Source organism: Klebsiella sp. JN_Kp126 (assembly GCF_033843325.1).
GTDB classification, from domain to species: Bacteria; Pseudomonadota; Gammaproteobacteria; order Enterobacterales; family Enterobacteriaceae; genus Klebsiella; species Klebsiella michiganensis.
The window spans coordinates 177,395-203,353 of sequence record NZ_JAWXQV010000057.1 but is presented as its reverse complement, the minus strand read 5'-3'; the positions used below and the strand labels follow the sequence as shown (position 1 = coordinate 203,353).

The 25,959-nt window shown below is 58.9% G+C and carries 22 protein-coding genes; 14 read left to right on the top strand and 8 right to left on the bottom strand.

Translation table 11 applies throughout. The annotated features are described in order from the left end of the window. The first annotated feature begins 194 nt into the window (after window positions 1-194). Window positions 195-1,247 carry a class I fructose-bisphosphate aldolase gene (fbaB, locus tag SIK97_RS14020; protein ID WP_004852587.1) on the top strand — a complete coding sequence of 351 codons (1,053 nt, stop codon included), beginning with the start codon at window positions 195-197 and terminating at the stop codon, window positions 1,245-1,247. A gap of 94 nt (window positions 1,248-1,341) precedes the next feature. Here the strand turns inward: fbaB and SIK97_RS14015 are convergent, their stop codons facing one another. Both SIK97_RS14015 and SIK97_RS14010 read right to left on the bottom strand, forming a co-directional pair. Then, window positions 1,342-2,949 (bottom strand): FGGY-family carbohydrate kinase, encoded by a 1,608-nt coding sequence (locus SIK97_RS14015; protein WP_057173264.1) that lies wholly within the window; start codon window positions 2,947-2,949, stop codon window positions 1,342-1,344. A 30-nt stretch (window positions 2,950-2,979) separates the two neighbouring features. Next, the gene (locus SIK97_RS14010) at window positions 2,980-3,729 is read right to left on the bottom strand and encodes an SDR family oxidoreductase (protein ID WP_004852583.1); all 750 of its coding nucleotides are present in this window, start codon (window positions 3,727-3,729) and stop codon (window positions 2,980-2,982) included. A gap of 258 nt (window positions 3,730-3,987) precedes the next feature. Here SIK97_RS14010 and SIK97_RS14005 point away from each other — a divergent pair, with 258 nt between their 5' ends. Beyond that, the gene (locus tag SIK97_RS14005) at window positions 3,988-4,989 is read left to right on the top strand and encodes a substrate-binding domain-containing protein (RefSeq protein WP_057173265.1); all 1,002 of its coding nucleotides are present in this window, start codon (window positions 3,988-3,990) and stop codon (window positions 4,987-4,989) included. 14 nt (window positions 4,990-5,003) lie between these two features. On the opposite strand, the gene SIK97_RS14000 is transcribed toward SIK97_RS14005, so the two are convergent. Then, entirely contained in the window at window positions 5,004-5,945 is a 942-nt protein-coding gene (locus tag SIK97_RS14000) for a sugar-binding transcriptional regulator (protein WP_014839020.1), read from the bottom strand. A 206-nt stretch (window positions 5,946-6,151) separates the two neighbouring features. On the opposite strand from SIK97_RS14000, the gene dalD reads away from it, so the two are divergent. The 12 genes from dalD to SIK97_RS13940 all read left to right on the top strand — a co-directional run bounded on the left by dalD (window position 6,152) and on the right by SIK97_RS13940 (window position 19,474). Next, window positions 6,152-7,519, top strand: coding sequence for a D-arabinitol 4-dehydrogenase (gene dalD / locus SIK97_RS13995; RefSeq protein WP_057173266.1), 1,368 nt, complete (start codon window positions 6,152-6,154; stop codon window positions 7,517-7,519). 9 nt (window positions 7,520-7,528) lie between these two features. Next, window positions 7,529-8,992 carry a xylulokinase gene (xylB, locus tag SIK97_RS13990; protein WP_057173267.1) on the top strand — a complete coding sequence of 488 codons (1,464 nt, stop codon included), beginning with the start codon at window positions 7,529-7,531 and terminating at the stop codon, window positions 8,990-8,992. 69 nt (window positions 8,993-9,061) lie between these two features. Further along, window positions 9,062-10,339, top strand: a complete 1,278-nt coding sequence (gene dalT, locus SIK97_RS13985) for a D-arabinitol transporter (RefSeq protein ID WP_057173268.1) — start codon at window positions 9,062-9,064, stop codon at window positions 10,337-10,339. Between the two features lie 48 nt (window positions 10,340-10,387). Continuing rightward, window positions 10,388-11,050, top strand: coding sequence for an HAD family hydrolase (locus SIK97_RS13980; RefSeq protein ID WP_057173269.1), 663 nt, complete (start codon window positions 10,388-10,390; stop codon window positions 11,048-11,050). Between the two features lie 299 nt (window positions 11,051-11,349). Beyond that, window positions 11,350-12,504: a mandelate racemase family protein gene (locus SIK97_RS13975; RefSeq protein ID WP_025107789.1), complete on the top strand. Its 1,155-nt coding sequence runs from the start codon at window positions 11,350-11,352 to the stop codon at window positions 12,502-12,504. Window positions 12,505-12,623: 119 nt separating this feature from the next. Continuing rightward, window positions 12,624-14,246, top strand: coding sequence for an ABC transporter substrate-binding protein (locus SIK97_RS13970; RefSeq protein ID WP_032750570.1), 1,623 nt, complete (start codon window positions 12,624-12,626; stop codon window positions 14,244-14,246). Continuing rightward, complete coding sequence (locus tag SIK97_RS13965) at window positions 14,243-15,280, top strand: ABC transporter permease (RefSeq protein WP_032719862.1); 1,038 nt, start codon at window positions 14,243-14,245, stop codon at window positions 15,278-15,280. Before SIK97_RS13970 ends, SIK97_RS13965 begins: the two co-directional genes overlap by 4 nt. Next, window positions 15,277-16,182, top strand: coding sequence for an ABC transporter permease (locus SIK97_RS13960; RefSeq protein WP_032719861.1), 906 nt, complete (start codon window positions 15,277-15,279; stop codon window positions 16,180-16,182). Before SIK97_RS13965 ends, SIK97_RS13960 begins: the two co-directional genes overlap by 4 nt. Beyond that, on the top strand, window positions 16,154-17,017 hold the full coding sequence (locus SIK97_RS13955) for an ABC transporter ATP-binding protein (RefSeq protein ID WP_032719918.1): 864 nt from the start codon (window positions 16,154-16,156) through the stop codon (window positions 17,015-17,017). Before SIK97_RS13960 ends, SIK97_RS13955 begins: the two co-directional genes overlap by 29 nt. A gap of 10 nt (window positions 17,018-17,027) precedes the next feature. Next, on the top strand, window positions 17,028-17,801 hold the full coding sequence (locus SIK97_RS13950) for an ABC transporter ATP-binding protein (RefSeq protein WP_014230105.1): 774 nt from the start codon (window positions 17,028-17,030) through the stop codon (window positions 17,799-17,801). A 415-nt stretch (window positions 17,802-18,216) separates the two neighbouring features. Beyond that, window positions 18,217-19,017 (top strand): winged helix-turn-helix domain-containing protein, encoded by an 801-nt coding sequence (locus tag SIK97_RS13945; RefSeq protein WP_057173270.1) that lies wholly within the window; start codon window positions 18,217-18,219, stop codon window positions 19,015-19,017. Next, window positions 19,004-19,474, top strand: coding sequence for a hypothetical protein (locus SIK97_RS13940; protein ID WP_057173271.1), 471 nt, complete (start codon window positions 19,004-19,006; stop codon window positions 19,472-19,474). Before SIK97_RS13945 ends, SIK97_RS13940 begins: the two co-directional genes overlap by 14 nt. Here SIK97_RS13940 and yegS read toward each other — a convergent pair whose 3' ends face one another. The 5 genes from yegS to SIK97_RS13915 all read right to left on the bottom strand — a co-directional run bounded on the left by yegS (window position 19,475) and on the right by SIK97_RS13915 (window position 25,958). Beyond that, window positions 19,475-20,368, bottom strand: coding sequence for a lipid kinase YegS (yegS, locus tag SIK97_RS13935; RefSeq protein WP_009654032.1), 894 nt, complete (start codon window positions 20,366-20,368; stop codon window positions 19,475-19,477). A gap of 244 nt (window positions 20,369-20,612) precedes the next feature. Further along, window positions 20,613-21,974: a tRNA 5-hydroxyuridine modification protein YegQ gene (gene yegQ / locus SIK97_RS13930; RefSeq protein ID WP_025107782.1), complete on the bottom strand. Its 1,362-nt coding sequence runs from the start codon at window positions 21,972-21,974 to the stop codon at window positions 20,613-20,615. A 317-nt stretch (window positions 21,975-22,291) separates the two neighbouring features. Continuing rightward, the gene (gene baeR, locus SIK97_RS13925; protein ID WP_014230101.1) at window positions 22,292-23,014 is read right to left on the bottom strand and encodes a two-component system response regulator BaeR; all 723 of its coding nucleotides are present in this window, start codon (window positions 23,012-23,014) and stop codon (window positions 22,292-22,294) included. Continuing rightward, window positions 23,011-24,546 carry a two-component system sensor histidine kinase BaeS gene (gene baeS, locus SIK97_RS13920; protein WP_016946933.1) on the bottom strand — a complete coding sequence of 512 codons (1,536 nt, stop codon included), beginning with the start codon at window positions 24,544-24,546 and terminating at the stop codon, window positions 23,011-23,013. The genes baeR and baeS overlap by 4 nt, the downstream gene beginning before the upstream one ends. Beyond that, window positions 24,543-25,958 carry an MFS transporter gene (locus SIK97_RS13915; RefSeq protein WP_014230099.1) on the bottom strand — a complete coding sequence of 472 codons (1,416 nt, stop codon included), beginning with the start codon at window positions 25,956-25,958 and terminating at the stop codon, window positions 24,543-24,545. The genes baeS and SIK97_RS13915 overlap by 4 nt, the downstream gene beginning before the upstream one ends. Window position 25,959: the final 1 nt, after the last annotated feature.

Genomic DNA, 25,959 nt, shown 5'->3' with positions numbered 1-25,959 from the left:
CCTTTTAAATACCTTTAGGGTGGAACTTTGACCGATATAACATTTTCCCGGTTATGGATGATGTCAGCGGATGATATTTAAAAATCCCTCTGCAATGGAAAAATCCCACTTTCGATACCAGACTTATTGCTGCCCAAAAAAATTGGGTTGGGAAAATGCATGCCGGTTTCGACCGGCACTTACGGGAGATCGCTATGACTGATATTACGCAGTTGCTTGGCAAAGATGCCGACACGCTTTTACAGCACCGCTGTATGACGATTCCAGCCGACCAGCTCTATTTGCCGGGGTCGGATTACGTCGATCGGGTGATGGTTGATAACAACCGTCCGCCGGCGGTGCTGCGTAATATGCAAACCCTGTATAACACTGGCCGCCTGGCGGGAACCGGCTATCTGTCGATCCTGCCGGTCGACCAGGGCGTAGAGCATTCTGCTGGCGCCTCTTTTGCCGCCAACCCGCTGTACTTTGATCCGAAAAATATCGTCGAACTGGCCATTGAGGCCGGTTGTAACTGCGTGGCCTCCACCTATGGCGTGCTGGCCTCGGTGTCGCGCCGCTATGCGCACCGCATCCCCTTCCTGGTCAAGCTGAACCATAACGAAACGCTGAGCTACCCGACCGAATACGATCAGACGCTGTACGCCAGCGTTGAGCAGGCGTTCAATATGGGGGCCGTGGCGGTCGGGGCGACGATCTATTTCGGTTCCGAACAGTCTCGTCGTCAAATCGAAGAAATCTCCGCTGCGTTTGAGCGCGCGCACGAACTGGGCCTGGTGACCGTGCTGTGGGCCTATCTGCGTAATTCGGCATTTAAGAAAGATGGCGTCGACTACCACGTTTCCGCTGACTTAACCGGCCAGGCTAACCATCTGGCGGCGACCATCGGCGCGGATATCGTGAAGCAGAAAATGGCGGAAAATAACGGCGGCTATAAAGCGGTGAACTTCGGCTATACCGATGACCGGGTTTACAGCAAGCTCACCAGCGATAATCCGATCGATCTGGTGCGTTACCAGCTGGCGAACTGCTATATGGGCCGCGCCGGGCTGATTAACTCCGGCGGCGCCGCGGGCGGGGAAACCGATCTCTCCGATGCCGTGCGCACCGCGGTTATCAACAAGCGCGCGGGCGGCATGGGGCTGATTCTGGGCCGTAAGGCGTTTAAAAAATCGATGGCCGACGGCGTGAAGCTGATCAATGCCGTGCAGGATGTCTATCTGGACGGCAAAGTCACCATCGCTTAAGCATTCGCGTGGCGGCGCTACGCCTGGCCGGGCTACGGTTTCGTGCGGTCTGGTAGCCCGGGTAGGGCGTTTACGCCGCAGCCCGGGATCTTGCTTACTCGCGAATCAGCCGCGCCGTGTGCTGTAGCGTTTTATACGCTTCATAGCGCCGCTGATGATCGGCGCTATACTGCGCAACGCAGCGGTAGGTTTTATCCACCCGGGTAAACTGCTTCATCGCTTCCGGCAGGGACGGGGCGATCTGGCCGGCCACCGCGCCGAGAATCGCCGAACCTAACAGCACCGGTTCGCTGGATTCGGTACTCACCACGCTCACTCCGCAGGCGTCAGCCAGCAGCTGGCGCACCAGCGGATGCTGCCCGGCTCCGCCGCTGATGACGATATGCTCGCTGTGGATGCCGCACGCCTTCTGGGCGTCAATAATCTGCCGCAGGCCGTAGCCGATGCCGCACAATCCGGCGACGTAGAGCGCCATCAGGTTGTCCAGATCCCGCTCCATCCCCAGCCCGGCGATAATCGCTTTCGCGTGCGGGTCGGCCAGCGGCGCCCGATTACCTAAAAATTCAGGCACCACGTGCAGCCCGGCGGCGAGTTTGACCGCGGCAGAAGGACGTTCCACTTTCGCCAGCACGCTATCGGCAAGATAAACCGGCAGCGGGACGCCGCGCGCCCTGGCCAGCGCCTTAGCCTCGGCGGCGGCGGGATGGAAGCTCAGCAGCTGGTCGATGGCCGCTCCGGCCGCGCTCTGCCCGCCTTCGCTCAGCCAGAACCCCGGCACCATCGCCGAGTAATATGGCCCCCAGACGCCGGGCACGAACACCGCTTCCTGAGTGGTGGTCATGGTGCAGGAGGAGGTGCCGAAGACGTAGGCCATATTGTTAACCGCGCCGTTAAGCACGCCGACGGTGCCGATACCGCCCGCGTGGGCATCGATCATCCCGACCGCCACCGGAGTACCGACCGGCAGGCCCATCTCCTCTGCCGCCGTGGCGCAAAGGCCGTCGCCGCAGGGGGTTCCCGGATCGACAATCTGCTGGCCGATGCGGACAAAATCTTCATCCGCCAGCTCTTCGAGGCCAATCTGGCGGAAGTAGCTGGCATCCCAGCGTTGTTCATGCGCCAGGTAGGTCCATTTACAGGTCACGGTACAGACCGAGCGGGCTAAATCGCCGGTTGAGCGCCAGGTGAGATAATCGGCGAGGTCGAAGAAGTGGCGCGCCTGCTGATAAATGTGCGGGCGGTTCTCCTTCAGCCAGAGAATTTTCGGCGTTTCCATCTCCGGCGAGATTTTACCGCCGACGTACTGCAGCACCGCGTGGCCCGTGGCGTTGATCTTTTCCGCCTGCCCGGTGGCGCGGTGATCCATCCAGACGATAATGTTGCGCTCCGCATCTTCCGAAGGCCCGACCGCCAGCGGGGCGTCGTTATCGCCAATCACCACCAGCGAGCAGGTGGCATCGAAGCCGATTCCGGCAATCGATGACGGCGCGACCCCGGCGCTGGCCACCGCCGTTTTAATGCAGTAGCACACCGCCTGCCAGATCTCGCGGCTCGACTGTTCGACCACGCTTCCGGCGCTGCGAAACAGGGTAATTTCCCGGGTCGCGTGGGCGAGAAGCTCGCCCCGCAGATTGAACACCCCGGCGCGAACGCTGCCCGAACCGACATCGACGCCAATAATATGTTGCGTATCGATTTGCATAACATCCTCTCACACAGTCTGGTTGAACGGTCAGAGATCCACGCTGTTCGGCAGGATCACAATGTCGCGCACGGTGACGTTTTTCGAGCGCGTCACCATAAACAGCACCGACTCGGCCACCTCAATCGGCTGCATCAGGCTGCCGTTGGCCAGCGCTTCGTCCATTTTGGCTTTCGGCCAGTCGTCCAGCAGGGCGGTGACCACCGGGCCCGGCAGCACGGCGCCGACGCGCACGCCGTACTGCGAAACCTGGCGGCGAGTAGTATGAACAAACGCCTGGACGGCAAATTTCGACGCGGTATAGATAGGCTCCCAGATCACCGGCACCACCCCCGCGATAGAGCTGGTGAAGATAATGTCCCCGGACTTTTGCGCGATAAGATGCGGCAGGACGCTGCGCACGCAGCGGAAGGCGGCGTTGGTGTTGAGGTGCAGCACGCGGTCCCAGACGTCCGGATCGCCCTCTGCCACCGGCCCGCCGATGTAAGCTCCGGCGTTGGCGTGGAAAATATCGAGACGCCCGGTAAGCTGCAAAATACCCTGCAGAATATTATCGACCTGATCCGCCTGCATCAGGTCAACCTGCAGGGCGAAGGCGTTTTCGCCGAGTTCGGCGACAAGTTTGTTGAGCTTCTCGCCTTCACGGTCGATAAGCACCACTTTTGCGCCAGCGCCCAGCAGGGTTCTGGCGCATTCGAGGCCGATACCGGACGCCGCGCCGGTAATGGCGGCGACTTTACCGCTAAGGGAAGTATTCATAGAGGAGACAGAGTGGTTCATTTTATAATCCTTTACAGAGTCTGGTTGGAACTATCGAACGCGAGGGCATCGCGTTCGACGCTGGAGACGAAAACTTGTTAAGGTATTGAATATGAGCGTCATTTTTTTGATGTTCGCTGGCGTATTCACGCTGAATGCGTTAATACTTCGGGAAGTAAAATGGAAGCTCAATCGATGAAGCTCATGTTGCGCTAGCTTCATCGATTGAGCAAGTGGGGAAATTAACAGCGAAATGATTTTGTGACGCAAGTTGGGAAAATGAAGAAAATCACGATTTACGACCTGGCGGAACTGTCCGGCGTTTCGGCGAGCGCGGTGAGCGCTATCCTCAACGGCAACTGGAAAAAGCGCCGCATCAGCGCGAAGCTTGCCGAAAAGGTGACGCGGATTGCCGAGGAGCAGGGCTATGCGATTAACCGCCAGGCCAGCATGCTGCGCAGCAAAAAATCGCGCGTCATCGGTATGATTATCCCCAAATACGATAACCGCTATTTCGGTTCGGTGGCGGAGCGCTTTGAGGAGATGGCCCGCGAGCGCGGCCTGCTGCCGATTATCACCTGTACGCGCCGGAGGCCGGAGCTGGAGATCGAAGCGGTAAAAGCGATGCTCTCCTGGCAGGTTGACTGGGTGGTGGCCACCGGGGCAACCAATCCGGACAAAATTACCGCCCTGTGCCAACAGGCAGGCGTGCCCACGGTCAATCTCGACCTGCCGGGCTCTGTCGCCCCGTCGGTGATATCGGATAACTACGGCGGCGCGAAGGCGCTGACCCACAAAATCCTCGCCAACAGCGCTCGCCGCCGGGGAGCGCTGGCGCCGCTGACCTTTATCGGCGGGCGCAGCAGCGACCATAACACCCGCGAGCGTTTACGCGGCTTCCACGATGCGCATCGGGAGCAGGGGCTGGTCGTGCCGCAGGAAAATATCCTGGCGCCCGGCTATTCAAAAGGCAAAGTTGAGGCCTGCATGCAGGAGCGGTTTGCTACCGCGAAGACCCCATTGACGGGGCTATTTGTCAACTCGACAATATCGCTGGAAGGGGTGGTGCGTTGGCTGTCGCAGGCGGGACTTACCGGCAGCGCCCAGCCGCCGATGGGCTGCTTTGACTGGGACCCGTTCGTCTATCTGCTGGGGCACGATATCGACATGGTGCAGCAGGACGTGCCGGCGATGCTGGAAGCGGTGTTCACGATTATTGACGCCGGCGAGGCCGGGCAGCAGCGGATTGAAATCCCGCCGCTGTTGATGAGCAGCCGCTGATCCGGCTGCCGCCGTTAGCGCGTCAGCAGCCAGCGGGCGGTGTGCTCGTCGGTCACCAGGCCGTTGATCCAGCCGCCTTTAAGCGCCGCCAGAATCGCCGGACGTTTGTACTCGCCGCACGCCACCGCGATGCGCGGGCACTGGTTCTGGCGGATATCGTAGCTGGTGATCATTCTGTTGATTTCGCTCTCCACCACGCCGCCTTCGGCATCGATAAAGCGTCCCATGATCTCGCCGATGCCGCCGCGTGCGGTCAGCTCATCCATCTGCGCCTGATTGATAAAGCCATCTTTGAAGATGGGGCTTTGGGTACCTAATGGCCCAATGCCGACAAAAATAACGTCCGCCCGGCGGGCGACGGCGGAAACGCTGCGAAACAGCCGGCTGGTACACCACATGTCGTACTCGTCCTGGGTCTGCGCGTAGCGCGGCGCGGGCCACTGATAGTACTTGGCCTTAATTTTGCTGGTCAGCAGCAGCGGGACGTCATCGTAATAGTTACATTGGCCGTCGGCGTCCATGGCGCTGATCAGGGCGACGCAGCGGGTGTTCAGACTGTCGAAGTCGATGCGCTGCAGCGCTTTTTTCAGGGTCAGGCCGGAACCCAGGCCGATGATTTTCTCTTTATCATCCTGCAGATAGCGGGCCATCAGCTGATAGCAGCCGAAGGAGACGCTATCCAGGGTACTTTCTTCGTTAAAGGCGGGGACGATATTGCACTCGATAAGCCGGTACTTCTCCTGCAGCAGCTGCGCATAGTCGAGGCAGTTCGCTACCGGGTGGTGCAGGCTAATCGATACAATCCCTTCTTCTTTCGCGGCGGCGATCAGCCGCTGTACCACCGGCCGCGACGTGCCAAGCTGGCTTGCGATCTCGCTCTGATTCTGCCCGGCGATGTAGTACATCCACGCGGCGCGGACCTTTTGATCCAGCCGGATATCATCTTCTTTGCTCATGCTTTCCTGCCCTAAGTGTCGGGCCGCGGCGATAATTTCGCCCGGCGAATACCCGCATTCTCGCCGTGGTCGGGAAAACTGGCAAGCTTTTGCTCTTTTCTGGTCATTTGTAATTTTATTGGGTAATTGTTCTTTTGTGATCCGTGGCTCTTATTTTGGTCAATTGATCATTTACAGTGAGGCCATCAACTCAAGGAGAGCGGAACATGAACAATCAATTCACATGGCTTCACATTGGTCTGGGTTCTTTTCATCGCGCGCATCAGGCGTGGTATCTGCATCGTCTGATCGCTTCCGGAGATAAACGCTGGCACATCGCGGCGGGGAATATCCGCAACGACGCCGAACAGGTGGTTCAGGCGCTGGCGGCGCAGGGCGGGCGCTATGTGCTGGAAACCGTCAGCCCGGAAGGGGAACGTGAATATGAAGAGATCACCTCCATTCAGAAACTGCTGCCGTGGCAGGCCGGGCTGCAGCCGCTGATTAACGAAGGGGCAAACCCGCAGACCAAAGTCATCGCCTTCACCGTGACGGAAGGTGGCTACTACCTGAATACCCGCCATAAGCTGGAAACCAGCAACCCCGATTTGCAGGCCGATCTGGCAGGGGAGTGCAAAACGATTTACGGCACTATCGCGCGGATTCTGGAAAAGCGTATGGCGGACAACGCCGGGCCGCTGACTCTGCTGAACTGCGATAACGTGCGCCATAACGGCGAACGCTTCCACGACGGTATGGTTGAGTTCCTGCAGCTAACCGGCAAGCAGGCGGTGATTGACTGGATGGCCGCCAACACCACCTGTCCGAACACCATGGTCGACCGCATCACCCCGCGTCCGGCGGCGGACCTGCCCGCGCGCATCAAAGCGCAGACCGGCATTGACGATAAAGCGCCGGTGATGGGCGAGACCTTTATCCAGTGGGTGGTGGAAAACAACTTCCGCGATGAACGCCCGAACCTGGAAGCGGTCGGGGTTGAGATGGTGGCGTCGGTGATTCCTTACGAAGAGGCGAAAATTCGCATTCTGAACTCGTCGCACAGCTGCATTGCGTGGGCGGGAACGTTAATTGGCCAGCAGTACATTCATGAAAGCACGCTAACGGATTTCATCTACGCCATTGCCGACCGCTACGTTACGGAAGATGTGATCCCATGCCTCGGCGATAATGGCATTGACCTGCCGGCCTATCGCGACGTGGTGCTCAAACGCTTTACCAACCCATATATCCAGGACACCAACCAGCGCGTCGCCGCCGATGGCTTCTCGAAAATTCCGGCGATGATCGCCCCAACCCTGCAGGAGTGCTACCAGCGCGGCGTTCGCCCGCAAGCCACCGCCATGCTGCCCGCGCTGTTCTTCGTCTTTATGGAGCAGTGGCACAAGGGCACCCTGCCGTATGAGTACCAGGACGGCATCCTCGACGCCGAGGGGGTGCATCAGATGTTTGAAGCCAACGATCCGCTGGCCCTTTACGCCTGCGATAAAGCGCTGTTTGGCGAACTGGCCGAAAACGCCGATTTCCTCGCGCTGATGCGCGAAAAAGTGGCGGCCGTTTATACGCTGATTAACTAAGAGGTGGCTATGTATCTGGGTATCGATCTCGGCACATCGGAAGTCAAAGCGCTGGTCATTGATGAGAACAATGAGGTTATCGCCAGCCATAGCGCGCCGCTGAGCATCCAGCGGCCCCATCCGCACTGGTCAGAACAGTCGCCGCAGTCATGGTGGGAGGCGACGGAGTATCTGATGACCACGCTGCGGGAAAAATGCGCCCAGCACTGGCCGGCCATTAAGGCCATTGGCCTTTCCGGGCAGATGCACGGCGCGGTTCTGCTGGATGCCGAGGGGGAGGTGATTCGCCCGGCAATCCTGTGGAACGACACCCGCTGCGCCGCGGAGTGCGCGGAGCTGGAAGAGATGGCGCCGGAGCTGCATCAGGTGGCGGGAAACCTGGCGATGCCCGGCTTTACCGCGCCGAAGCTGCTGTGGGTGCGTCGCCATGAGCCGGAAAACTTTCAGCGCACCGCCACGGTGCTGCTGCCGAAGGATTATCTGCGCTACCGGATGACCGGTAAAAAAGTCTCCGATATGTCCGACGCCGCCGGGACGCTGTGGCTGGACGTGGCGAAGCGCGACTGGTCCGACGCTCTGCTGGATAAATGCGGCCTGGCGCGCAGCCAGATGCCGACCCTGGTCGAAGGCTGCGAGGTCTCCGCCACCCTTGACCCGCAGGTGGCCGAACGCTGGGGGCTGAACGCCTCGGTAGCGGTAGCCGGAGGCGGCGGCGATAACGCGGTCAGCGCCATAGGCGTCGGCGCGGTTTCGCCCGGGGATGCGTTCATTTCGCTTGGTACCTCCGGGGTGCTGTTTGTGGTGACCGATGCCTATCGTCCGGCTCCGCAGTCGGCGGTCCATGCGTTTTGTCACGTGCTGCCGAATCTGTGGCATCAGATGAGCGTGATGCTCAGCGCCGCCAGCTGTTTGCAGTGGTTCTGCCGCCTGACCGGCACCACGGAAGTGGCGCTGCTGGAGGAGATTGCCGAAGTTAGCGAAGAGGAGAAGTCCCACGCGCCGTTCTTCTTACCTTATCTCTCCGGCGAACGTACGCCGCACAACGATCCTGACGCGCGCGGCATGTTCTGGGGCATGACCCACTCCAGCCTGCGCGCCCAGCTCGGCTACGCGGTGCTGGAAGGGGTGAGCTTCGGCATCAGCGACGGTCTGCAGGTACTGAAAGAGAGCGGTACGCAGATCGAACAATGTTCGCTGGTTGGCGGCGGCGCCCGCAGCCCGTTCTGGGCGCAGCTGTTGGCCGATATCCTCGATATGCCGGTGGTGACCCACAAAGGCGGTGAGACCGGCGGCGCGCTGGGCGCGGCGCGGCTGGCCTGCCTGGCGGCGGGCAAACCGATTACCGAAGTCTGTGAAAAACCGGAGATCTGGCAGACCTGGCGCGCGGACCCGGTACGCCATCAAACCCTGATGCGGCGCTATGCGCAGTTTAAGGCCCTGTATTTAAACGATCTGAACTATCGGCAGCATTAATTTTTATCACCATAACCGTTCCGGTGAACTGACCGGAGCGGCCTCCTGTACCCTAAAAACGAGGTCATTATGTCCATCAATAATAAACAGTGGCTCGGTTTACCCCTGAACCTGCTCTGGGGATACATCGCCATTGCCGTATTTATGACCGGCGACGGTTTTGAACTGGCATTCCTGTCGCACTACATCAAAGAGCTCGGGTTCTCCCCGGCGCAGGCATCGTTCGCCTTTACCCTCTACGGCCTGGCCGCCGCGCTGTCGGCGTGGATCTCCGGCGTGGTGGCGGAAATCATCACGCCGCTGAAGACCATGATGATTGGCTTCGTGCTGTGGTGCGTGTTCCACGTGCTGTTCCTCGTTTTCGGCCTCGGTCACGCGAACTATGCCCTGATCCTGGTTTTCTACGGCATCCGCGGCTTCGCGTATCCGCTGTTCCTTTACTCGTTTATCGTCGCCATTATCCACAACGTGAAAAGCGATAACGCCAGCTCGGCGATCGGCTGGTTCTGGGCGGTTTACTCGATCGGCATCGGCGTGTTCGGCAGCTATATTCCGAGCTTTACCATCCCGCATATCGGCGAGCTGGGGACATTGTGGCTGGCGCTGGCTTTCTGCGTCACCGGCGGCATCATTGCGCTGGCTTCCCTGCGCCATATTAAAACGCCGCACCATATGCAGAACCTGACCACCCGCGAGAAGTTTGCCGAACTGGGCCGCGCGGCGACGCTGCTCTATACCAACCGCAATATTCTGCTGTCGAGCATGGTGAGAATTATCAACACCCTGTCGCTGTTCGGCTTTGCGGTGATTATGCCGATGATGTTCGTCGATGAGCTGGGCTTTACTACCTCGGAATGGCTGCAGGTGTGGGCGGTCTTCTTCTTCACCACCATTTTTTCGAACGTGCTGTGGGGCATTCTGGGCGAAAAACTGGGCTGGATGAAGGTGGTGCGCTGGTTCGGCTGCATCGGCATGGCGCTCTCCAGCCTGGCGTTTTATTACATTCCGCAGCACTTCGGACATAACTTCGCGATGGCGCTGCTTCCGGCTATCGCCCTGGGGATCTTTGTCGCCGCGTTCGTACCGCTGGCGGCCGTTTTCCCGGCGCTGGAGCCGAAGCACAAAGGCGCGGCCATTTCGGTATATAACCTGTCGGCGGGGATGTCGAACTTTCTCGCGCCGGCCATTGCGGTAATTTTGCTACCGTTCTTCAGCACCATTGGGGTGGTGATCGCCTATACCGCGCTGTACGTGGCGGCCTTTTTCCTCTGCGCGTTTATTCACGTCGAGCAGCCGGGTTTTACCCGCAAGGAAGCGCCGGCCGGCGAGCAGGTGGAGTTCTCTTAAGATAATGCGGCTGGCATGCCCGGCATGCCAGCCTTAACGAGGTGGATGATGAGTATTCAGGCAGTAATTTTTGACATGGATGGCGTCATTATTGATTCCGAATCCCTGTGGCGGCGGGCGCAGATCGAAGCCCTCGCCCGTTGGGGGGCAACGGCGAGCGATGAGGAGTGCGAAAGGCTGACCAAAGGTAAACGCCTTGACGACATTGCCCGTACCTGGTGTCAGTATTGTCAGCTTGACCTCGCCCCGCAGCGGCTTGAAGATGCCATACTGCAGCGTATCACCGGCCTGATCGCCGCCGAAGGCGAGCCGATGCGCGGGGTGCGCGAGGCGTTACGCTATTTTCGCCACGCGGGCTATAAGATTGCGCTCGCTACTTCTTCATCCCGTCAGGTTATCTCCGCGGTGCTGAACAAGCTCTCGCTCTGGCACTATTTTGACGTTATCTCCAGCGCGGATGATGAAGCGCAGGGCAAGCCGCATCCGGCGGTGTATCTGACGACGTTGCGTAAGCTCAATCTCGACGCCAGCCGGTGCCTGGTGATCGAAGACAGCTTCAACGGCTTTAGCGCCGCCCGGGCGGCGGGGATTGCCACGATAGTGATTGCCGAAGATAGCCAGCACGCGCGTTTTCAGGGCGCCGCTGGGCGCTATCGGGCGCTGCCTGAACTGCTGGAAGCCCTTACCGCCGAGGCGGAGGCGGTCGAATAACTCACCCTTTCGTGAGCGCAGAAAATCCCGGGATGTACACGGTCGGTTACTCTCTTTTCTGCGCTCACGCCCCCTTTTTTCACCATGCCGATCCGCCTCACATTTCGCTTATCTTTTGTGAAAACAGTCACGCCTTGTTGTGCCAATGCCCAAATTTATTGCCTTGCTTAGCGGTGTTTGTCCGAGGCACTGCTGCGTAATTGTGCTTAGATTAGATATTGAAACATATTTTCAATAATGTGAAACCACTTTGCCGATTTGCTTCTATCGATCGGATTTGGCCGTGATAAGGACCGAGCATGAAAATTGAATCTGTAAATGTCACCGTTTTCCAGTATCCCACGCGTCGGGTTTCCGACAGCGCCGGGCACTCCCATCCGGGGGCTGAAAGCATGGCCAAAATGGCGATGCTGACCATCACCGCCGATGATGGCGCGCAGGGCTTTTCGTTTGCGCCTCCGGAAGTGGTGCGCCCGTTCGTGGTGAATACCTTTTTCCGCAAGGTGCTGGTGGGGCAGGACCCGTTTAACCGCGAGCGTATCTGGCAGGATCTTAACCACTGGCAGCGCGGCAGCGCTCACCAGCTGACCGAGCGCGCGCTGTCGTTTATTGAACAGGCGCTGTGGGACCTGATAGGCCGCAGCCTCAAGATGCCGGTTTACAAGCTGCTCGGCGGCTATCGCGACACCGTCCCGGCCTACGGCAGTACGATGTGCGGCGACGATCTGCCGGGCGGTCTGTCGACCCCGGAAGAGTATGCCGCCTTTGCCGAAAAGCTGGTCGCCCGCGGCTACAAGGCCATCAAGCTGCACACCTGGATGCCGCCAATCTCTTTTGCGCCCAATCCCAAAATGGACATTAAAGCCTGCGCGGCGGTGCGCGAAGCGGTGGGGCCGGATATTGACCTGATGATTGACGGCTATCACTGGTACAGCCGCGCCGAGGCGCTGTGGATCGGCAAAGAGCTGGAAAAACTCAACTTCGCCTGGTTTGAGGAGCCGATGGAGGAGGATTCGATGTCCTCCTACGCGTGGCTGGCGGAAAATCTGTCGATCCCCATCGTCGGGCCGGAGAGCTTCGGCGGCAAGCACCGCATGCGCGCCGAATGGGTGAAAGCCGGAGCCTGCGACATTCTGCGCGCCGGCGCTAACGGCGTGGGCGGTATTACCCCGACCATGAAGGTCGCGGCGCTGGCGGAATCTTTCGGCATGGATTGCGAAGTCCACGGCAACGGCGCGGCAAGCCTGGCGGTGGTCGGGGCGATCCGCAACTGCCGCTGGTACGAGCGCGGCCTGCTGCATCCGTTCCTCGACTACGATGAACCGGCGGCTTATCTCAATAGCATTGTTGACCCGATGGATGACCAGGGCTTTGTGCATCTGTCACAACGTCCGGGCCTCGGCGAAGACATTAATTTTGCGTATATCGAAGCCAATACCGTTAGCCACGACTGATTCAAAAAAATAAATGCCCGATGGCGCTGCGCTTATCGGGTCTGCGGCCCGGTAGACCGGATAAGGCGAAAATGCCGCTATCCGGCAACATGTACCCTACAGTACAGGCAAACAGAGATATGAAAAAAACCTCCCGACTGGCAGCGTGCTTGCTCGCGCTCGCCGTGTCGATGGGGAGCGGGGCGGCGATGGCGAAAACGCCGCCCGACCAGCTCATCATCGGTATGAATATGAATAACCTGCTCACCCTGGACCCGGCGGCGATGACCGGTAATGAAGTGGTGGGGATCGTGGTCAACCTTTACGACTCGCTGGTGGAGCTTGACCCTGAGCAGCTCACCAACGTTAAGCCCGCGCTGGCGAAATCCTGGGATATCAGCCCCGACGGCAAAACCCTGACCTTTCATCTGCGCGACGACGTGAAATTTCACTCCGGCAATCCGCTGACCGCCGCCGACGTTGTGTGGTCGATGCGGCGCATCCTGCACCTCAACCTGGCGCAGGCCTCGGTATGGAAATCCTACGGCTTCAGTCAGAAAAACATCGACGGCCAGGTCAGCGCGCCGGACAGCTTCACGGTGCAGATCGTGTTGCCTAAAGATAACGACCCGCAGCTGGTGATCTACTCGCTGGCGGCGCTGGGCAACCTCGGAGTGCTCGACAGCAAAACGGTGCAAAGCCACCAGCAGGATAACGACTGGGGTAACCGCTGGCTGATCACCCATGAAGCCGGTTCCGGGCCGTTCACGCTGGAAACCTGGCAGGCGAAAGATGTGCTGCGCATGAAGCGCAATCCTGACTACTGGCGCGGCGAGGCGAAAATGAGCCGCGTGGTGCTGCGCCATTTCCAGGAGTCGCAAACCCTGCGCCTGATGATCGAAAAAGGCGACCTCGATATTGCCAACAATATGGCGGTTTCCGACATCAACGCCCTGCGCAGCGACCCCCAGCTGACCGTCGATGCGGTGCAGCGCGGCACCATGTACTACGTGGCGATGAGCATGAAAGAGGCGCACTTCGCCCATCCGAAAGTGCGCGAAGCGGTGCGCTATCTGATTGACTACCAGGGCATCAATAAAGCGCTGATGCCGGGCTACGGGGTGCTGCACCAGCGGCCGATTAAGGCGGGCATGCCGTCAACGCTGCCCGACCCGGGCTATAAGCTGGATGTGGCGCGGGCGAAAAAGCTGCTGGCGGAAGCAGGCTATCCCAACGGCTTTGATACCACGCTGCGGGTCCTCTCGGATCAGCCGTTCCTGAACATTGCAATCGCCGTGCAGTCGACGCTGATGCAGGCGGGGATTAACGCCAAAATTATCACCGGCACCGGTAACCAGATCTACGGCGCGATGCGCGAGCGTAAATTTGACCTGCTGATAGGACGCGGCGGCAGCGGAATGGAGCCGCACCCGCACTCCAGCCTGCGCGCGCTGGTCTATAACCCGGATAACAGCGATGAGGCGCGCCTGACCAACTTCCAGGGCTGGCGCACCGGCTTTTACGACCCGCAGCTCAACGCGATGATTGACCGCGCCCTGCTGGAACGCGATCCGCAAAAACAGGTGGCCGACTACCAGGCCATCCAGACGCGCTACGACCAGCTGGTCCCGGCCCTCATTCCGCTTTCGCAGATGGTCGATTCCGTGGTGGTGCGTAACGAGGTGCGGGAGTATCAGCCGCACCCCTCAGCCACCACTTTTCTGCGTGACGTCGATAAAGTCCGCGAAGGAGAAAAAGGATGAGTATCGCAATCCTTGCGCCCGGCTCACGCGGCCGGCGCTTATCAAAACGGCTGCTGCAGGTGGTGATTACGCTGTTCGGCCTGCTGCTGTTGACCTTCACTATTGGCCGCGTCATGCCCATCGACCCGGTGCTGGCGATTGTTGGTCCGGACGCTGACCAGAGTACCTACCAGCAGGTTTACCATCAGCTGGGGTTTGATAAATCGCTGACCACCCAGTTTGGCATCTATTTCGTCAACCTGCTGCACGGCGATCTGGGCAACGCGCTGCTGACCGGGAAACCGGTGGTGGACGACATTATCCGCGTCTTCCCGGCCACCATGGAGCTGGCGACGATGGCGATTCTCGTCGGCGCGGGCCTCGGTATTCCGCTGGGCGTGCTGGCGGCGGCGCGGCGCAATAGTGTCTCCGATTATGTTGTGCGCATTATCAGCCTGGCGGGCTACTCGACGCCGATTTTCTGGGTCGGGATGATGGGGCTTTTAGTCTTCTACGCCTGGCTCGGCTGGGTGGGCGGCGCCGGACGGGTGGACCTTGGTCTGGACGGTATGGTGCCGCGCCGCACGGGGCTGATGACCGTTGATGCGCTGCTGGCGGGCAACGGTCAGGTCTTCTGGAACGCAATTAATCACCTGATTCTGCCCGCCTCGCTGCTGGGCTTTCACTCGCTGGCCTACATCAGCCGCATGACCCGCAGCTTTATGCTGGCCCAGCTGTCGCAGGAGTTCATTATTACCGCGCGGGTGAAGGGGCTGACCGAGCGTCAGGTCATCTGGAACCATGCGTTTCGCAATATCCTCGTACAGCTGCTGACGGTGGTGGCGCTGGCCTACGGCGCGCTGCTGGAAGGCGCGGTGCTGATTGAAACCGTCTTCTCGTGGCCGGGTTTCGGCTCCTACCTCACCGGTAGCCTGCTGCTGGGCGATATGAATGCGGTAATGGGCTGCGTGCTGCTGGTGGGGGCGATCTTCGTGATGCTCAACCTGCTCTCCGACATGCTGTATCAATTCTTTGACCCGAGGACAAAATCATGACCGTTTCTCTGGATTCGCCGCTTTCGGGCGGCACGGGCGAAGGCCGTCAGCGGCTGCAACGCGCGGCGGCGCGGGCCGTCGGGTTTATCGGCAAAATGGCGCGCAACCCGCTAACGGCCATCGGCGGCGGAATTATCTTTCTGCTGCTGGTGGTGGCGATTTTCGCGCCGCTGATTGCGCCGTATAACCCGCTGGTGCAGGACCTCAACAGCGCGCTGGTCGCGCCGAACGCGCAGCACTGGTTCGGCACCGATGAGTTTGGCCGGGATATCTTTAGCCGCCTGGTGTACGGCTCGCGCATCACGCTCTATATCGTGCTGCTGGTCTCGGTGACCGTCGGTCCGCTCGGGCTGCTGCTCGGCGTCAGCGCCGGCTATTTTGGCGGTAAGGTCGATATGGTGCTGATGCGCGTCACCGATATTTTCATCTCCTTCCCGAGTCTGGTCCTGGCGCTGGCGTTTGTCGCCGCCTTAGGTCCGGGGCTGGAGCACGTGGTTATCGCCATCACGCTCACCGCCTGGCCGCCGATAGCCCGCCTGGCGCGCGCCGAAACGCTCTCTCTGCGCCAGGCCGATTTTATCTCCGCCGTACGTCTGCAGGGCGCATCATCGGCCCGCGTCCTCTGGCACCATATCGTGCCGCTGTGTCTGCCCTCGGTCATTATCCGTATCACCATGAATATGGCCGGGATCATTCTGACCGCGGCCGGTCTGGGCTTTCTCGGGCTCGGCGCGCAGCCGCCGGAGCCGGAGTGGGGGGCGATGATCTCCAGCGGGCGCACTTACATGATGGAGTGCTGGTGGGTGGTTACGATTCCGGGGCTGGCGATTCTGATCAACAGCTTAGCGTTTAACTTCTTAGGAGATGGCCTACGTGACATCCTCGATCCCCGCAGCGAATAATGCTCCGCTGCTCGATGTGCGCGATCTGTGCGTCGACTTTGTTAACGGCAGCGCGGTGACCCATGCCGTGCGCGGTGTCTCCTTCCAGCTGGGGCGCGAAAAGCTGGCCATTGTCGGCGAGTCCGGTTCAGGTAAATCCACCGTTGGGCGCGCCCTGCTGCAGCTGCATCCGAAAAAGGCCCGCGTCAGCGCCAGCCGGATGCAGTTTGCCAACCTCGATCTGCTGCATCTTACTGAAGCGCAGATGCGCGGCGTGCGCGGCAAACGTATCTCCATGATTATGCAGGACCCGAAATATTCGCTCAATCCGGTGGTCTGCGTCGGTAAGCAAATCGCCGAGGCCTGGCTGACCCATCATCCGGGACGCAAAGATGAGGCGAAGGCAAAGGCGCTGGAGATGCTGGAGGTGGTGCGTATTCGCCAGCCGGAGCGCGTTTATCAGCTTTATCCGCATGAGATATCCGGCGGACAGGGGCAGCGCATCATGATTGCCATGATGCTGATTACCGACCCGGAGCTGGTGATTGCCGATGAGCCGACCTCCGCGCTGGACGTGTCGGTGCGCCTGCAGGTACTGGGCCTGCTGGATGATCTGGTTCAGTCGCGCGGGCTGGGGCTGATTTTTATTAGCCACGACATCAACCTGGTGCGCAGCTTTTGCGACCGCGTGCTGGTGATGTACGCCGGACGGGTGGTGGAGTCTATTGCCGCCTGCGATCTCGATAACGCCCGCCATCCCTATACTCAGGGGCTGATTAACTCGCTGCCGGATATGCAGCATCGTCGCCCGATACTGCCGGTGCTGCAGCGCCAGGCCAGCTGGTTAACGGAATAAGGAGTGGATGATGATTGAAGTTCAACGTCTCAACCTCGCATTTGGCGAAGGGGAGAAGCGTAACCAGGTGCTGTACGACGTTAATTTCCACGTTAAGCCCGGCGAGATCTACGGTCTGGTGGGGGAGTCCGGCTCCGGCAAAACCACGGTGCTGAAGTGCCTGGCGGGGCTGTTTACCCACTGGCAGGGGGAGCTAACCATTGACGGGCAGCGCTTAGGGCATGAGATTAGCCGCGAGCGCTGCCGTCAGGTGCAGATGGTATTTCAGGACCCGTACGGATCGCTGCATCCCCGTCACACCATTGGCGATATCCTTGAAGAGCCGCTGCAGATTCATCGCATTCACGATCGCGACCGGCGGATTCATGCGCTGCTGGACAAAGTGGGCCTCAATCGTGCGTTTCGCGAACGCTATCCGCATCAGCTTTCCGGTGGCCAGCGGCAACGCGTGGCGATTGCCAGAGCGCTGATCCTTGAGCCGCAGGTGCTGCTGCTGGATGAGCCGACGTCGGCGCTGGATGTGTCGGTGCAGGCCGAGATCCTCAACCTGCTGGCAGAATTGCAGCAGGAGGCTAAACTCACTTACCTGATGGTGACCCACGATTTGGGCGTCATTGCCCATTTATGCCAGAAGGTGGCGGTAATGCAGTACGGGAAAATCCTTGAAACCCTGACGGTCGATGCGCTGGTCAACGGCGAGGCGCAAACGGCCTATACGCAGATGCTGGTTAACGCCAGCCGGCAATATACGCGCGAAATGGCGCGCGAGGTGGCGGCATACTAAGCGATATGGCGCATTGTCTCGCGGACAATGCGCCCTGTTTTTGGATAAAACTTTGAAATGATATGTATTAATAGTTATAAATATCGTCTATTAATGTAAAAGTGGTGTTTAGATCTAAAATGAAAGTATCTGTTGTATGAATGAAAATATATGGAATCATAATTTGTGTTTATTATTCATTTTGAAATAAATAACCAGATTTTCTTCAAATTTCAAAATATTCCATGCTGTAAATTCATTTAAACCTTGTTAATTGCAAGGAAAAACTGCGCATTACGCCTCCAGATCCGCTGAGTAATAGAGTAAACTCGCCTGCGAATAATCTTAAGTTATCAGCTGCGTCATAAAGGATTACCGTATTAGAGTAGGGTACCCATGCCGCTTATCCACTTGATTACTATTCTCAGGGAACAGGATGGAAAAAACATATACGATTAATGGAATAATTACATTTATTCCTCAACGTGGTGCTCTAATACTCATTGCTGACGAGACGAAAACGGTTTCATTAAATATGCCGGCCAGCCGTTGTTTATTGCTGCTTATTCAGCAGGATGGCAAAACCGTTGCCCGCGAAACCTTTTTCGAGGAAGTGTGGATAAAGCATGGCTCCCAGGTAACCAGCAACGGTTTCTACCAGAATATTTCTCTGCTGCGCCGGGCATTTAAAGAGCTGGGCATGGAGGGCGATATTATTATTACGCTGCCGAGGGTTGGCGTCAGGCTGGATGCGACAATATCGGTGACGGAGTCCCAGCCGTGCGAGATGGAGAAGGCGCCGGAGCCACAGGTGCCCGTAGATGGGCCCGTGCACGAGGAGGTCGCGGCTGCGAGTGTGCCTGAAAAAAAGCGGTTAAGGCCGCGATGCTCTCTGTTATGGGGGCTTGCGGCGCTGCTGAGCTGTCTGGTCGGCGGTTTTGTTGCGTGGCAAACAGAATTCGACTCTTATTTGCAAACTTATTCGCCCATAATTGCTAAACTTTCGCAACAATGTCATTTCTTTGCCAATAATGATGTGGTTGATCACGTTCGTCATGTCAATTTTATCAAGCGCAGCAAATTTGAATGTGAAGAATACTCGTGGATTTATTTGACGCTTTATCCCGGGCAAGCGCGGGTGTCGGTGATTCGCTGCCGTCAGCCATTTAGTCAATGGCGTGATAATCAATGCCTCACCAAATATTACATTAAGGAGGTAGCCAATGCGCCCGTGTGAAATTAAATGGTTAATCGCTATCGTATTTATCGGGGTGCTTAGCGGAATAATGATAAAATCCTGGCAATACTGGCAGCGCAATCATTTCCAGTGCAGCGGCGAGATGCGGCTAATTAACGCAGGCTACCAGGGCGATATTTCCTTACGCTACGTATTTGATAGCAGCCGCGGGCTGGCGATGGTCCGGGGGGAAATTACGCCGCCACAGGGCGCTGCGTTTACCATTAATCAGAACATCTGGTTTAGCTTTACCCGCGACGGCCAGCACTACTTCCTGCGTTCGGAAACCGTCTCAGCCAGCATCGGCGAGACCGAGCAGGAAGAGCATGTAAAGCGTATTCTGCCAGCGTTTTTCCTCCAGCCGCAGGTGCCGTTTTACCTTAACATCCAGCGGCTCAACGAACGTACCCGGCTGCTGTATACCAGCCGGGCGCCGTCTTTGCTTTGCGAAACCTGATTAACGTAGCAGCGGGCAGTCCGGCGGCAGTCGGCAGCGTAGCGCGGCCGGTAACAGCTCCATACGGAAGGTTTTGCCGGTTAGCGGTTCACCATCGAGATTAAACGTCATCTCGTGGGGAGCGGTGATCTCGAACCACGATGAGACGCCGTCGATAATATTCGGCGAGGTTTCCGGATTGGCCAGGGTGCTGAACAGCGCGGGGATTAGCTCTTCGCCGGTGAAAATGCGCAGATGCAGCAGGCCGTCGTTGATTAACGCTTCCGGGCACAGCTGCTGGCCGCCGCCGGCCTGGCGCCCGTTGCCGATGCCGATGACCAGCGCGTCGCCATGCCAGTGAAAGTTCTCGCCGCGGATTTCGCAGCGGTCCGGCTTAAGCGTATCCATGCGCATCAGGCCGTGGATTAAATATGAGACGCCGCCCAGCGCGGCCTTGAGCTTCTCCGGGGTTTCGGTCGTGATTCGGGTGCCGAAACCGCCGGTGGCCATATTAATAAAACCGGTCTTATCGTTAACCCGTGCAACATCTATCGCCACATCGCGGCCAACGATGGCCAGCTTCAGGGCGCTGGCCAGATCCTGGGGGATGCCGACGCTGGTGGCGAAGTCGTTCGCCGTGCCCAGCGGTAAAATCCCCAGCGCCAGATTGCCGTCGCGCTCCACCAGCGCCGTCGCCACCTCATTGATGGTGCCATCGCCGCCGCCGGCAATCACCGTTTCGACATTCAGCGTCAGGGCTTCATCGATAAACCGAACGGCATCGCCCTTTTCCCAGGTGACGCGGACGTGAATATCGATACCTTCGTCGCGTAACAGTTTAACCGCCTCTCGCAGGGACGGTTCATTGGCGCCTTTACCATTCAGAATCAGTAAGCTGGCTGGAAACGTGGACATTATCAGGGGACCTTTGTTGCTCAATGATGCATAAAGTGTACCGCATGCGGAATGGGAAGGCCGGGAGAGTGATAAAAAAATAAGCCCGCGTAAGGGAGATTACGCAGGCTAAGGAGGTGGTTCCTGGTACAGCTAGCATTTATGGGTTATGTTTTTCAGCGAAATGGATGATATCTGCTTTGAACGAACCGGTATGTGATCCGTTTCTAATATCTTTACATCGTGAAAAAATAACCCAAATTAACTAGTTACTGTGCGGGTTTCGGGTCGTCTGACCAGTAAAATTACGCATCAGCAGCGCATACTGCAGCGCCATATCTTCCGGAACAGGCAACCATACTGTGTGGCCATCGCCCGGCGCCACCGGCATGCGTTCGCCTTTGCCGTTTTCCATATGCTCGAGGGTAAAGTTAACGTTGCCCTGCGGGGTCATCAGCTCAAGGCTGTCGCCGACGGAAAATTTGTTTTTCACCGCCACCGCCGCCAGCTGGCCGTTGCGCTCGCCGGTAAATTCGCCGACAAACTGCTGGCGTTCGGAAACGGAGTAGCCGTGCTCGTAGTTCTGGTAGTCATCGTGCGTGTGGCGACGGAGGAAGCCTTCGGTATAGCCACGGTGCGCGAGGTTTTCCAGGGTATCCAGCAGGGAGGTGTCGAACGGTTTGCCAGCGGCAGCATCGTCAATGGCCTTGCGGTAGACCTGAGCGGTACGGGCGCAATAGTAATGTGATTTGGTGCGGCCTTCGATTTTCAGCGAGTGAACGCCCATCTGGGTCAGGCGCTCAACGTGGGCAATCGCGCGCAGATCTTTCGAGTTCATAATGTAGGTGCCGTGTTCGTCTTCGAAAGCGGTCATGTATTCGCCCGGACGTTTGGCCTCTTCAATCATAAACACCTGGTCAGTCGGCGCGCCAATGCCCAGCGTCGGCTCGACGTTCTGCACCGGGATCGGTTCGTGCTTATGCACGATATTACCGACGTCGTCTTCTTTACCTTCCTGCACGTTATACTCCCAGCGGCAGGCGTTAGTGCAGGTCCCCTGGTTTGGGTCGCGTTTGTTGATATAGCCAGAGAGCAGGCAGCGGCCGGAGTAGGCCATGCACAGCGCGCCGTGAACGAAAATTTCGATCTCCATTTCCGGCACCTGGCTGCGAATTTCGGCGATTTCATCCAGCGACAGCTCGCGGGAGAGAATAACGCGGGTGAGCCCCATTTGCTGCCAGAACTTGACCGTCGCCCAGTTGACGGCGTTGGCCTGTACCGACAGGTGAATATCCATATGCGGGAAATTTTCGCGCACCAGCATGATCAACCCCGGGTCGGACATGATCAGCGCGTCCGGCCCCATTTCCACCACCGGCTTCAGATCGCGAATAAACGTTTTTAGCTTGGCGTTATGCGGGGCAATGTTGACCACCACATAGAATTTTTTACCCAGCGCGTGGGCTTCGTTGATGCCGAGCTGCAGATTTTCGTGATTGAATTCGTTATTACGCACGCGCAGGGAGTAGCGCGGTTGGCCCGCGTAAACGGCATCTGCGCCATAAGCGAAAGCGTAACGCATATTTTTCAGCGTTCCCGCCGGGGAAAGGAGTTCCGGTTTAAACATGATTTTCTCGTTCTGATGACAGGTCAGATTCGCCGCACCCGGTACGGCGAGTTGGGGAGTGCCCCCACATTAAGGGCGGGCATTGTAGCGCCGTGGGGGAGGGGAGTAAATATCAGTCGGGTATCTTTGGCGATAAGCGGACGGCAAATCAGTTCCGGGTAGGCATCAAGCGGCCGCTATCTGCCGGTTTCAGCCGCTGCTTTTTCCCCGGAGGCGGCGCTTGACGCGCCTGTCCGGGCTAACCGGCCCGCAGACGGCGGTGAGTCAGTAGCCCGGCTAAGCGCAGCGCGAGCCGGGGAAAGTCGGGCAGGGGCTAACTATGCCAGCCGGCAGGCGTCGGCTTCCCAGCGGTACCCTACGCCGTAAACGGCGCGGATAAACGACTGCTCGGCGTCCAGCGACTCCAGCTTACGCCGCAGGTTTTTGATATGGCTATCGATCGTTCGGTCGGTCACCACGCGGTAATCATCGTACAGGTGATTCAGCAGCTGTTCGCGCGAGAAGACTTTACCCGGTTCCTGGGAGAGGGTTTTCAGCAGGCGGAACTCGGCGGGCGTGAGGTCCAGCAGCTTGTCGCGCCAGGAAGCCTGAAAACGACCTTCGTCGACAATCAGCGGGCTTTCCGCATCCAGCGCCTGCAGATCGCGCTGCGGTTTGCAGCGGCGAAGAATGGTCTTCACGCGGGCCACCACCTCGCGCGGGCTGTAGGGCTTACAGATATAGTCATCGGCGCCGATTTCTAACCCCAGCAGGCGGTCGATCTCCTCGATTTTGGCGGTGACCATGACCACCGGTACCTCAGAGAAACGGCGGATTTCCCGACACAGGGTCAGGCCGTCGGTGCCGGGCAGCATCAGATCCAGCAGGATCAGATGTGGCGGCGTCTGGCGAACGTACGGGAGAACCCGATCGCCGTGATTAATCAGCGTCGGCGCATAGCCCGCCGCCTGAAGATAATCGATCAGCAGCTGACCCAGCTTGGGCTCATCTTCCACGATAAGAATGCGTGGCGTGTTTTCATCAACAGGTAATTCAGTCATACGTCTCTCGATAAATTACGTTCCAGAGGTAGTTCTACTTTAATGCTAACCCCGCCCAAAGGCGAATGGCCGGCACGCAAAGTACCGCCGTGGGCCGCGACAATGTTAAGGCAAATCGCCAGCCCTAAACCAGAGCCGCCGCTGGCACGATTGCGCGACCCCTCAGTACGATAAAAACGCTCGACCAACCGCTCCAGCTGTTCATCGGTGACGCCGGGGGCGCTATCGGCAAAATCGAGAACCAGCATATCCCCGCTCTGGCTGGCGCTAATCTGCAGGCCGCCGCCGCTATCGGTATAGCGCAGGCTGTTTTCCAGCAGGTTATTAAACAGCTGCATCAGGCGATCCCGGTCGCCGAAAATCGTCGCGCTTTCCGGCAGCGAAACGCCGATCGACAGCCCGCGGCTGGCGAAGCGCTCGCGAAACGCGCCGGCGGCGACCTCCAGCAGATTGATGATATCCACCGAGGTTTTCTGGTAGGAGAGGGCGCCTTCATCGGACATCGACAGCTGGTGTAAGTCATCGACCAGTTTGGTGAGGGTAGCGACTTCCGCCTGCAGGGAGGCGATGGAGTCCGGGGTAAATTTGCGGATCCCATCCTGAATCGCCTCCAGCTCGCCGCGCAGTACCGCCAGCGGCGTGCGCAGCTCGTGGGAAATATCGGCCATCAGGTCCCGGCGCATCTGCTGGTTGCGTTCCAGGGTGCTGGCCAGCTGGTTAAAATCTTTGGCCAGACGCCCCAGCTCATCGCTGCTGGTGGCGGCGACGCGGGTGGAGAAATCGCCGGCCGCCAGACGGTGCGTCCCCTCAACCAGGCGTTTAACCGGCGCGAGCAGGCCGCGCGCCAGCGGGAAGGTGGCCAGCGCCGCCAGCAGCGTGGCGAGGGCGACAATCAGCCAGCTGGTACGTTTCTGCTGGCGGTCAAAGTTGATATCGGTGTTGCGCGTCAGGCGTTCAACCGGCGAGGCGATGACCGCGCCAACCTCAACGCCGTCGACCATAATACTGCGCCGGGTACCGTCCTTCGGCACGCGTTCGCGCGGGCCCACCAGTACGCGTCCTTTTTGATCGACCACCCAGAACATGGTGCGCCAGCCGTGCGGAGGCATATCGGGGCCGGGACCGCGGTCGCCACGATCGCCGCGTGGACCGTCGAGCGGCCGGTCCGGCGCGGCGTCCGGCGGCATCTCTTCCGGGCCGGGGCCACCGTGCGGCTCATCCATCGGACCGTGGCCCATACCGCGGCCCGGCGGCGAGCGGTCATCGTTGTCGCGCTCAAAGGTTTTCAGCAGCTGGAAAATAAAGCGGTCGTTGTTGCGCAGGAACGTCCAGCTGCCGTGCTGGGCATACTGCTCGCTCAGGGCATCGCCGAGCATGGTCAGGCGCTGTTCGTTGCCGCGCTTGATATAGTCAATAAAGCCGCGTTCAAAGCTGATACGCACCGCCCAGTGCATACTGATCAGCAGCACGATGCAGGTGGCGAGGATCGCGATAAACAGCTTGCCGGTAATGCCGGGACGCCAGAACTTCAAGACTCACTCCTTTTACGGCGACGAATCACGGTATTGGTCGTGGTGTCATCCGGTACGCGGGAAAAAAGCAGCGCCGGCAGCGCGATAATCACCGCCATGCTTAAGTAGGTATAGAGAAAGACCTGATGAGCGATCGCCGCATCGGCGCTGATATGCTGCTGGCCGTAGAGACCGAGCAGCATCCCGGCGATAGTGACGCCGATACTCATCGACAGCTGCATGACCATCGACAGCAAGCTGTTGCCGCTGCTGGCCAGATCGTCGGGCAGGTCTTTCAGGGTCAGCGTATTCATTGAAGAAAAGCGGCTGGAGTTAATCATCCCCTGCAGGAACAGCACCACCGGCAGCAGCCAGTACCAGCCGGCGAGCGCAACGGCCATAAACAGCAGGCTGACCAGCGCGAGGCCAATCGTCGAGGTCACCAGTACCCGGCGATAGCCGAAGCGGTTGACCACCTGGACCACAATGCGCTTCATCCCCATGCTGCCGAGCACCATCGGGATCATCATCAGCCCGGCGTGGAACGGCGTAAAGCCGAGGCCGATCTGTAAAAACACCGGCGTCATAAACGGCAGCATGCCGCTGCCGATACGCCCGGCGAAGCTGCCGCCAAGGCCAAGAGAAAAGGTGCGGTTGGTAAACAGCTTCAGGCTAAACAGCGCGTTGCGGTTGCCGCGCGCGTGCCACAGATAGCACAGCATTGACGCCGCGCCGATGGCCACCAGCGCCGTCAGCCACAGGGGGGAGAGCCCGAGCCCTTTTTTACCGTCGAGCGCCAGGGTCAGCGTCGCCATGCCGGCGGCCAGCAGAATAAAGCCGAAGATATCAAAGCGCCGGGTTTGCAGGGTGTAGTTGGGCATCAGGCACAGCGTGGCGATGGCGCCGACGATGCCGACCGGAATGTTGATCAGGAAGATCCAGTGCCAGGAGGCGTACTCCACCAGCATCCCGCCGAGCGCCGGGCCGAGCAGCGGCCCCACCTGGCCGGGCAGGGTGACGAAGGTCATCGCCGCCATGTATTGACTGCGCGGGACGATTTTCATCACCGTCAGGCGGCCAACCGGCACCATCATCGCGCCGCCGACGCCCTGCAGCACGCGGGCGAGTATCAGCTGATCGAGCGTGGCGGCCTGCGCGCAGAACAGGGAGCCAGCGGTAAACAGCACGATGGCGCTAAAAAAGATATTCCGCACCCCGACCCGATCCGCCAGCCAGCCGCTGGCGGGCAGCATCACCGCCACCGTCAGCACATAGGAGACAATAACCATATGCATATGCAGCGGGCTCTCCCCGAGGCTCTGCGCCATGGAGGGGAGGGCGGTGTTAACGATAGTGGTATCCAGCGCCTGCATAAAAAAGCCGAAGGCCACTATCCACAGCTGCCAGCGCACGCTGGAGGGAAGATCTGTCATG

Excerpts from the sequence above, each read along its gene's own strand:
- fbaB (WP_004852587.1), top strand. The coding sequence starts at position 195 with ATGACTGATATTACGCAGTTGCTTGGCAAAGATGCCGACACGCTTTTA.
- SIK97_RS14015 (WP_057173264.1), bottom strand. The coding sequence starts at position 2,949 with ATGCAAATCGATACGCAACATATTATTGGCGTCGATGTCGGTTCGGGC.
- SIK97_RS14010 (WP_004852583.1), bottom strand. The coding sequence starts at position 3,729 with ATGAACCACTCTGTCTCCTCTATGAATACTTCCCTTAGCGGTAAAGTC.
- SIK97_RS14005 (WP_057173265.1), top strand. The coding sequence starts at position 3,988 with ATGAAGAAAATCACGATTTACGACCTGGCGGAACTGTCCGGCGTTTCG.
- SIK97_RS14000 (WP_014839020.1), bottom strand. The coding sequence starts at position 5,945 with ATGAGCAAAGAAGATGATATCCGGCTGGATCAAAAGGTCCGCGCCGCG.
- dalD (WP_057173266.1), top strand. The coding sequence starts at position 6,152 with ATGAACAATCAATTCACATGGCTTCACATTGGTCTGGGTTCTTTTCAT.
- xylB (WP_057173267.1), top strand. The coding sequence starts at position 7,529 with ATGTATCTGGGTATCGATCTCGGCACATCGGAAGTCAAAGCGCTGGTC.
- dalT (WP_057173268.1), top strand. The coding sequence starts at position 9,062 with ATGTCCATCAATAATAAACAGTGGCTCGGTTTACCCCTGAACCTGCTC.
- SIK97_RS13980 (WP_057173269.1), top strand. The coding sequence starts at position 10,388 with ATGAGTATTCAGGCAGTAATTTTTGACATGGATGGCGTCATTATTGAT.
- SIK97_RS13975 (WP_025107789.1), top strand. The coding sequence starts at position 11,350 with ATGAAAATTGAATCTGTAAATGTCACCGTTTTCCAGTATCCCACGCGT.
- SIK97_RS13970 (WP_032750570.1), top strand. The coding sequence starts at position 12,624 with ATGAAAAAAACCTCCCGACTGGCAGCGTGCTTGCTCGCGCTCGCCGTG.
- SIK97_RS13965 (WP_032719862.1), top strand. The coding sequence starts at position 14,243 with ATGAGTATCGCAATCCTTGCGCCCGGCTCACGCGGCCGGCGCTTATCA.
- SIK97_RS13960 (WP_032719861.1), top strand. The coding sequence starts at position 15,277 with ATGACCGTTTCTCTGGATTCGCCGCTTTCGGGCGGCACGGGCGAAGGC.
- SIK97_RS13950 (WP_014230105.1), top strand. The coding sequence starts at position 17,028 with ATGATTGAAGTTCAACGTCTCAACCTCGCATTTGGCGAAGGGGAGAAG.
- SIK97_RS13945 (WP_057173270.1), top strand. The coding sequence starts at position 18,217 with ATGGAAAAAACATATACGATTAATGGAATAATTACATTTATTCCTCAA.
- SIK97_RS13940 (WP_057173271.1), top strand. The coding sequence starts at position 19,004 with ATGCGCCCGTGTGAAATTAAATGGTTAATCGCTATCGTATTTATCGGG.
- yegS (WP_009654032.1), bottom strand. The coding sequence starts at position 20,368 with ATGTCCACGTTTCCAGCCAGCTTACTGATTCTGAATGGTAAAGGCGCC.
- yegQ (WP_025107782.1), bottom strand. The coding sequence starts at position 21,974 with ATGTTTAAACCGGAACTCCTTTCCCCGGCGGGAACGCTGAAAAATATG.
- baeR (WP_014230101.1), bottom strand. The coding sequence starts at position 23,014 with ATGACTGAATTACCTGTTGATGAAAACACGCCACGCATTCTTATCGTG.
- SIK97_RS13915 (WP_014230099.1), bottom strand. The coding sequence starts at position 25,958 with ATGACAGATCTTCCCTCCAGCGTGCGCTGGCAGCTGTGGATAGTGGCC.